5 protein-coding genes, 1 tRNA gene and 1 rRNA gene are annotated in these 6634 nt (G+C 61.4%); 1 reads left to right on the top strand and 6 read right to left on the bottom strand.

Features of this window, described 5'->3' with window-relative positions; genetic code table 11:
* The 6 genes from ACFMO5_RS01310 to ACFMO5_RS01285 form a co-directional block, all read right to left on the bottom strand.
* Positions 1-70 (bottom strand): 16S ribosomal RNA (locus ACFMO5_RS01310); the annotation flags it as partial.
* A gap of 399 nt (positions 71-469) precedes the next feature.
* Positions 470-1948 carry an aminomethyl-transferring glycine dehydrogenase subunit GcvPB gene (gene gcvPB, locus ACFMO5_RS01305; protein ID WP_376790968.1) on the bottom strand — a complete coding sequence of 493 codons (1479 nt, stop codon included), beginning with the start codon at positions 1946-1948 and terminating at the stop codon, positions 470-472.
* A gap of 191 nt (positions 1949-2139) precedes the next feature.
* Positions 2140-3522, bottom strand: coding sequence for an aminomethyl-transferring glycine dehydrogenase subunit GcvPA (gene gcvPA, locus ACFMO5_RS01300; RefSeq protein ID WP_376790967.1), 1383 nt, complete (start codon positions 3520-3522; stop codon positions 2140-2142).
* Positions 3523-3714: 192 nt separating this feature from the next.
* The gene (gene gcvH, locus ACFMO5_RS01295; protein ID WP_376790966.1) at positions 3715-4104 is read right to left on the bottom strand and encodes a glycine cleavage system protein GcvH; all 390 of its coding nucleotides are present in this window, start codon (positions 4102-4104) and stop codon (positions 3715-3717) included.
* A gap of 352 nt (positions 4105-4456) precedes the next feature.
* Positions 4457-5380, bottom strand: coding sequence for a class I SAM-dependent methyltransferase (locus ACFMO5_RS01290; protein ID WP_376790965.1), 924 nt, complete (start codon positions 5378-5380; stop codon positions 4457-4459).
* Between the two features lie 59 nt (positions 5381-5439).
* A complete protein-coding gene (locus ACFMO5_RS01285; protein WP_376790964.1) occupies positions 5440-6150 on the bottom strand; it encodes a polyprenol monophosphomannose synthase in 711 nt (236 codons plus the stop codon).
* 363 nt (positions 6151-6513) lie between these two features.
* On the opposite strand from ACFMO5_RS01285, the gene ACFMO5_RS01280 reads away from it, so the two are divergent.
* A tRNA-His gene (locus ACFMO5_RS01280) sits at positions 6514-6586 on the top strand.
* The last annotated feature ends 48 nt before the right edge of the window (positions 6587-6634 follow it).

Here is a 6634-nt window from a genome sequence, read left to right as displayed (position 1 = left end):
TCCGCTCGACTTGCATGTGTTAGGCACGCCGCCAGCGTTCACCCTGAGCCAGGATCAAACTCTCCGTCGGCTCTTTCATCCCCAGGAGGTTGACCTCCCGGGGTGTAAGATCCAACCGCAAGACTGCCGCCGGACGTTCCCAGACTTCCTGCCACAATTCAGTTGTTAAGGTGCGCCCGCGCCTGCGCACTTTATTTTATAACACGACCCCAGGCATTTGTCAAGACTCGGCGCCAGGCGATGAGGGCAACCTCCGGTCCGGGTCAGGTCGCCCTGGACCTTTTCGCGTCTTATAACTATACTGGATTCCCCCCTCGTTGTCAACATGCGTCGAACCGGCAAGGCCGTCTAACCGCTGGGGCCTCCCCGCGCCGGAGCGCTGCCCCCCGATTCGGTCCTCCGGATCCGCAGGCTCGGAGGAGCTAGGCCTTTGAACCGAATTTTCGGCGGCGGACTCTACGTGAATAGATCATGCCTGGGCGGGATGCGGTTCGGAGGCCGGGATATAGCGTAAGACCAGCGCCCGGGCCGCCCGCACCTCGTCCAATCGCCGTACCGGTGCGGTGTGGGGTGCCTGCTGCACCCGTTGGGGATCCTGGCGTGCCTCCTCCGCGATCCGGCGCATCGCTTCCGCGAAGGCATCCAGGGTCGCTTTGCTCTCGGTCTCCGTCGGCTCGATCATTAAAGCTTCCGGCACGATCAATGGGAAGTAATTCGTGGGGGGATGGAAGCCGTAATCGATCAGCCGCTTCGAGATGTCCAGCGCCCGCACCGGCGTGCCGGACACTTTCCCCATGATCACAAACTCATGCTTGCAAAGGCGGTCATAAGGCACCGGGTAAAGGTGGCGTAACAGCGCCAGTAGGTAGTTGGCGTTCAGGACTGCCGCTTCGGAGACCTCACGCAGGCGTGGGCCGTACATCCGAATGTAGGTGTAGGCCCGGATGAAGACCCCGAAATGGCCGTGGAAGGCCCGCACCCGGCCGATGCTCCGCTCCGGCCATACGAATGTATAAAACGGCTCGTCCGGACGCACCGTTCGTTCCTGGTCGATGGCCACGATGGGCCCGGGCAAGTAGGGCGCCAGCCGCTCGTTCGCTGCGATGGGGCCTGCCCCCGGGCCCCCGCCGCCGTGGGGGGTGCTGAAGGTCTTATGCAAGTTGTAGTGCATCACATCAAAGCCCATCGCGCCCGGCTTGCAGATCCCCATCAAGGCGTTCATATTCGCCCCATCCCCATAGATCAGCCCCCCACAGCGGTGGACCAGCTCGATGGCCTCCACCAAATTCTCATCGAAGAGGCCCAGGGTGTTCGGGTTGGTGATCATCAGCCCGGCGACCGTTTCATCGCACTCTTTGCGTAGCGCGTCTAGATCGATGTTGCCCCGTCGATCGGACGGAATGTTGACCACCCGCAGGCCGGCCATGGCCGAGGAGGCCGGGTTCGTGCCGTGGGCGGAGTCAGGGACCAACATCTTGATTCGCTTTTTCCCCTCCCCGCGATCCCGATGATATGCCCGGAGCATCAGGATGCCTGCCAGTTCGCCCTGAGCGCCTGCCGCCGGTTGAAGGGAGACCGCCGCAAATCCTCCGATCTCCTTGAGGAACTCCTGCAGATGGTACATCAGCGCCAGGGCACCCTGCACGGTCTCCGGATCCTGATAAGGGTGAAGCTGGGCGAAGCCGGGAAGTCGGGCCATTTCCTCGTTGATCTTAGGATTGTATTTCATCGTGCAGGAGCCCAGAGGGTAAAAGTTTTTATCCACCCCGAAGTTCATCTGGGAGAGCCGGAGGAAATGCCGGACCACATCGACCTCGCTGACTTCGGGGAGCGGAAGGTCCTCGCGAAGGAATCCCTCCGGGAAGGGAGTCTCCGGGATGTCCGGTTCAGGCATCTCCACGCCTCGCCGGCCGGGGACGGAGTATTCAAAGATCAAGGGCTCGGGCATCAGACACCTCCATCCCATCGTAAGGAAGGTTGGCCAGCAAACTGATCACCTGGGTTGATGCCATAGGAGCGACGCGGTTCGGAGTCCACAGGAGAAGGGGGAAGAGCCCCACAAGGGGGGACCACCGCGCGACTCCTATGTCAAATTCCATAGATGGAAGCAGCCTGTGGTGTCTCTTGCTGTCCCAACCCCTAGGCAGGCGCTCCGATCTCCCCCAACGCCTCTATCAGCGCCTCGATCTCCTCCCGCGTGTTCATCTCCGTCGCGCACAGCAACATGTGGCCCGACAGTTCCGGATCCGCTTGGCCGAGATCGTACCCGCCCAGGATCTGGTAGTCCTCGTAAAGGATGCGGTTGATCTCGGGGACCGGACGGGGGGTTCGGACTACAAATTCATGGAAGAAAGGATGCTCCCGCCAGACCTCGTAGCCCGGAAGGGAAGCGATCCGCTCCGCCAGGTAGTGAGCCTTATGGTAACAGAGAGCGGCCACCTGACGAAGCCCGTGCTTGCCCATCACGGAAAGGTAAATCGTGGCGGCCAGGGCCATCAGGCCGACGTTGGTCGTGATGTTGCTGGTGGCCTTCTCCCGGCGGATGTGCTGCTCGCGGGTAGAAAGGGTCAGCACATATCCCCGGCGGCCCTCCAGGTCCACGGTCTCCCCCACGATGCGCCCCGGCAGCTGGCGCACGAACGCCATCCGGGTGGCCATGATCCCCAGATAGGGTCCGCCGAAACTCAGGGGGATCCCCAGGGGTTGTCCCTCACCCACCACGATGTCCGCTCCCCAGCTCCCCGGAGGCTCGAAGAGGGCCAGGGCGATGGGGTTGATCACCGCAATGAGGAGCGCGCCTGCTTGATGAACTCGATCCGCTGTCTCTCGCAGGCGGGCTGGAGGAAGCACCCGGCCTAAGAAATCCGGATACGGGATCACCAGGGCGGCCGTCTCCGTATCCAGATGAGCCTCCAGCTCCTCCAGTAGGCCCAAAGGCTGCCGCAATTGGGAAAGGGTCCACCCCGTATCCCCTTCCAGGCGAACATCCAGATGTTGAACGTAAGTGCGGACCACCGCTCGGTATTCGGGATGGATGGTCGGGAACAGGAGCACCTTCGGCCGCTCCCCGCGGGTCAGCCGCAGCGCCATCAGCACGGCCTCCGCAAGGGCGGAGGACCCATCGTAATGGCTGGCGTTGGATACCTCCATCCCGGTTAGGGCGCAGATCATGGATTGAAACTCGAACATCGCCTGGAGGGTCCCTTGACTGACCTCGGGTTGGTAGGGGGTGTAGGCGGTGTAGAACTCCCCCCGGCGCAGCAGTTCATCCACCACCGCCGGGATGAAATGGCGATAGGCGCCCGCACCCAAGAAGCAAGCATACTGACCGGCGTGGGTGTTGGCTTCGGCCAGGGCCTCAAGCTCCCAGCGGGCCTCCAGCTCGGTTAAGGGTTCGGGGAGATTTAATGGAGGAAAGCGGTACGCTTCCGGCACATCGGCGAAGAGGTCCTCAATCCGTTCCACGCCGATGACCCGGAGCATCTCACGGCGTTCTTCTTCGGTGTGCGGAATAAAGCGCATTGGCGCCTCCCCCAATAGACCGCTCGGTTGGATGGCTCATCCCACAAGCCTGGCCCCACCCCTCGGATCTCCATAAGTGGAGGAAACAGGCTTGAGGGAAATGGGCGGGGCCAGGAGCCAGATGGACCCTCTGCCGGCTACAGCAAACGTCCCAACCCTTATGAAGCCCATGGGCCCGTGTCCAAGGTGCTCTCAATGCGCGCGGGCCTCACAATGAGCCCGATAGGCCTCAGCGTCCATCAGGGTTTCATATTCCGTTGGGTTGCTGGGACGAAACCGGATCAGCCAGGCTCGCCCGTAAGGATCCTGGTTGACCCACTCCGGGTTATCGGCCAGCTCCTTGTTCACCGCCGTGATGGTCCCGCTCATCGGCATATAAAGATCAGCCGCCGCTTTCACCGATTCGATGGTCCCGAAGACCTCACCTTTCTGGAACGTGCGGCCGACCTCGGGGAGTTCCACATATACCACATCGGAGAGCTGACTCTGGGCGTAATCCGTAACGCCGCATATCGCTTCCTCGCCTTCCAGGCGGACCCATTCATCGGTCTCGGTGTAGCGCAAATCGGGGGGAATGTTCATCGCAGCCTCCTGCAGCGAGGATCCAGCCCTAATTCTAAACATCCCCCTGTAGAAGGGCAACTGCCCTCCCTTCCGTTATGTTAACGCTATATCCTGAATCATTTAAGGAGTTACGCGGTGAATTCCCTCATTGGGGGCGGGGCCTTCCCGCCTCCTGTCGCGGGCGCTCCTAATCAGGCTTGAGCACCCAGTTACAAACACGTTGTGGGGAGGGAAGAGAGCAGGTACCTTCAAGCGCTTCGACAATGAAGGTAATAAAAGGGGTTTTGAGAAGAATCTGTATGAGATGCGCTCGGCATGCAACACCGGGAGACGCACAAAGCTCGCTGGAAGGGCGGCCACCGGCTGATCGCTATCCTCCCTCAAACGAACTCCTTGGCTTCCAAGCATAGGCCGTAAACAAGTCTCCCAGGTTGATATAAACCGAGCGCCCCTCTAGATGGGCGCCTTGGACCAGCCAGACCAGAAGGGTGCCCAGGCGTGGAAAGAGGGCCCGGACCCGAGTGGCCAGATAGCCCAGGCGCAGATACCGGCCTTCCGCAGCCGTGTGGTGAACCTGGAATCCCACGCGCTCCAGCATATTCCCCAATGTGCGAGGGGAGAAATAATAAAGATGCATCTCCATCAACCACGGCCACCGGGAGCCCAGGAGTTGAGCGAAGGGGCTTTCGATATCCATCGTATGAATCACCACCCAGCCGCCGGGCTTCAGAATCCGATAAACCTCCCGAAGTTCCCCCAGAGGATCGCTGAGGTGCTCGATGACATCCCACATAGTGACCACATCAAACCAGGCGTCCGGGAAAGCCGCCTCCCGGAGCGTACCCTCAATGACCTGAAGCCCTCTGGAGCGGGCGATCTCGACGGCCCAGCGGGAGGGCTCCACACCCCAGGCATCCCAGCCGTGGGCGGCAGCGATCTCTAGAAATACCCCGATATGGCAACCGACATCCAGGAGGCGCCGGCCGCGCCCTGGGCCGATCAGCCGCTCGATGGGCCGGAGATGCCGTTCGAACGTCAACACCCGTCCTTCCCGCTCCAGCAAATACAAAGGGTCCTCGATCGCCCGATAGGTCTCTGTGATCTCCGCCGCTTCATAGCGGGGATTGGCATAGACCAGTCCGCAATCCAGGCATTGAACAATCGGCGGATGGATTCCGTAGCCGTTGCTGGTGCATCGGAAGTCCGCTGCCCGATCCCTCCGGCGCGAGAGAGTGCTGGGGAAGCGCAAGCGGGTCCGAGAGGAGCCACAGAGATTACAGACAACGAATTCCACCGCGCCGCCTCCTGAAACCCGGGGATCTTCATTACATGGTACCTATCACCGCTTGAGCGTCACAGGGCCCGCAGTCGATCCGCAGAGAGCCGGAGGACCGTCCACAGGGCCCGTCCGATCTCCCGTCGGGAAACTTTGGAGCGCCCGTAGCGGCGGTCCTTAAACCGGATGGGCACTTCGGCGATCCGAAAACCCGCCCGTTGCACTCGATAGGTGATCTCAATCAGGAACGCATACCCTTCCGCGCGTATGGTCTCTGGGGCAATGGCCTCCAGAACTTGTGGGCGATAGCAGCGAAAGCCAGCGGTGACGTCTCGCGGGGTTAATCCCAGCAGCGTTCGGGCGAAGGTGTTGGCCCCTCGGCTCAACAGCCGCCGATACCACGGGCTGTCCACCACTTCCCCGCCCGGAATGTAACGGGAGCCGATCACCAGATCCGCCTCCTCGCTTCTCTCGATCAGGGCCGGCACGTGCGCAGGATCATGGGAGAAATCGGCATCCATCGTCAGGATGCGCGCATAGTTGCGGGCCAACCCGAAACGGAACCCAGTCACATAGGCGGTCCCCAGCCCCAATTTGGCTGGCCGGTGGATCCCGTGGATCCGAGGATCCCTGGCCGCCATCGCACTCACCAACTCCCCTGTCCCGTCGGGCGAATGGTCGTCTACCACTACGACCTCCAAAGGGAGAGGGAGATCCAGAAGCGCCCGGATCAATGCCTCAATGTTCTCCCGTTCATTGTAAGTCGGGATGATCACCAGATGGCGCATGGTAGGCTCTAACCCTCCCACTCTGTTTGAGCGTCGTGTGGACTGTCCAAGGTGGCCTGTAGCTTCTCAAAGTTTCCAGGGCCAAATCATGTACAAGTCCTTCGTCCGCGCCGGCGGACGCCCGGTGCTGCGCCGATGGAAATCGTCCTCTTCGGGCCCTGCGGCCGATGGTCGGCCTTCGCCGACCCGACTCCGCGTCCGCGCAGACAAACGTGCGGCGCCGGAGCATCCTGGGAGGCCAGTTGCTAATCGACGCGACGGGGCGCATGGAACAGTTACATATCATAGCGTAGGGCAGGGAGTCCACACCGCAGGCCTGGATTGCATAGGTATGGAGACTGCAGTAAAATTGAAAGCAGCACGGAGGGCGTAGCTCAGCGGTTAGAGCGCCTGACTGTGGATCAGGAGGTCGCGGGTTCGATCCCCGTCGCCCTCCCTTGTGCCCCCGTAGCTCAACTGGATAGAGCGCTGGACTTCGGATCCA

Source organism: Thermoflexus sp. (genome assembly GCF_042408365.1).
In the GTDB taxonomy this organism is placed as follows: Bacteria; Chloroflexota; Anaerolineae; order Thermoflexales; family Thermoflexaceae; genus Thermoflexus.
Note: the sequence above shows the minus strand (reverse complement) of the source record. Positions and strands in the feature narration are given on the sequence as shown.

Coding starts and splice junctions, on each gene's coding strand:
- gcvPB (WP_376790968.1), bottom strand. CDS start 1,948: ATGCCCGAGCCCTTGATCTTTGAATACTCCGTCCCCGGCCGGCGAGGC.
- gcvPA (WP_376790967.1), bottom strand. CDS start 3,522: ATGCGCTTTATTCCGCACACCGAAGAAGAACGCCGTGAGATGCTCCGG.
- gcvH (WP_376790966.1), bottom strand. CDS start 4,104: ATGAACATTCCCCCCGATTTGCGCTACACCGAGACCGATGAATGGGTC.
- ACFMO5_RS01285 (WP_376790964.1), bottom strand. CDS start 6,150: ATGCGCCATCTGGTGATCATCCCGACTTACAATGAACGGGAGAACATT.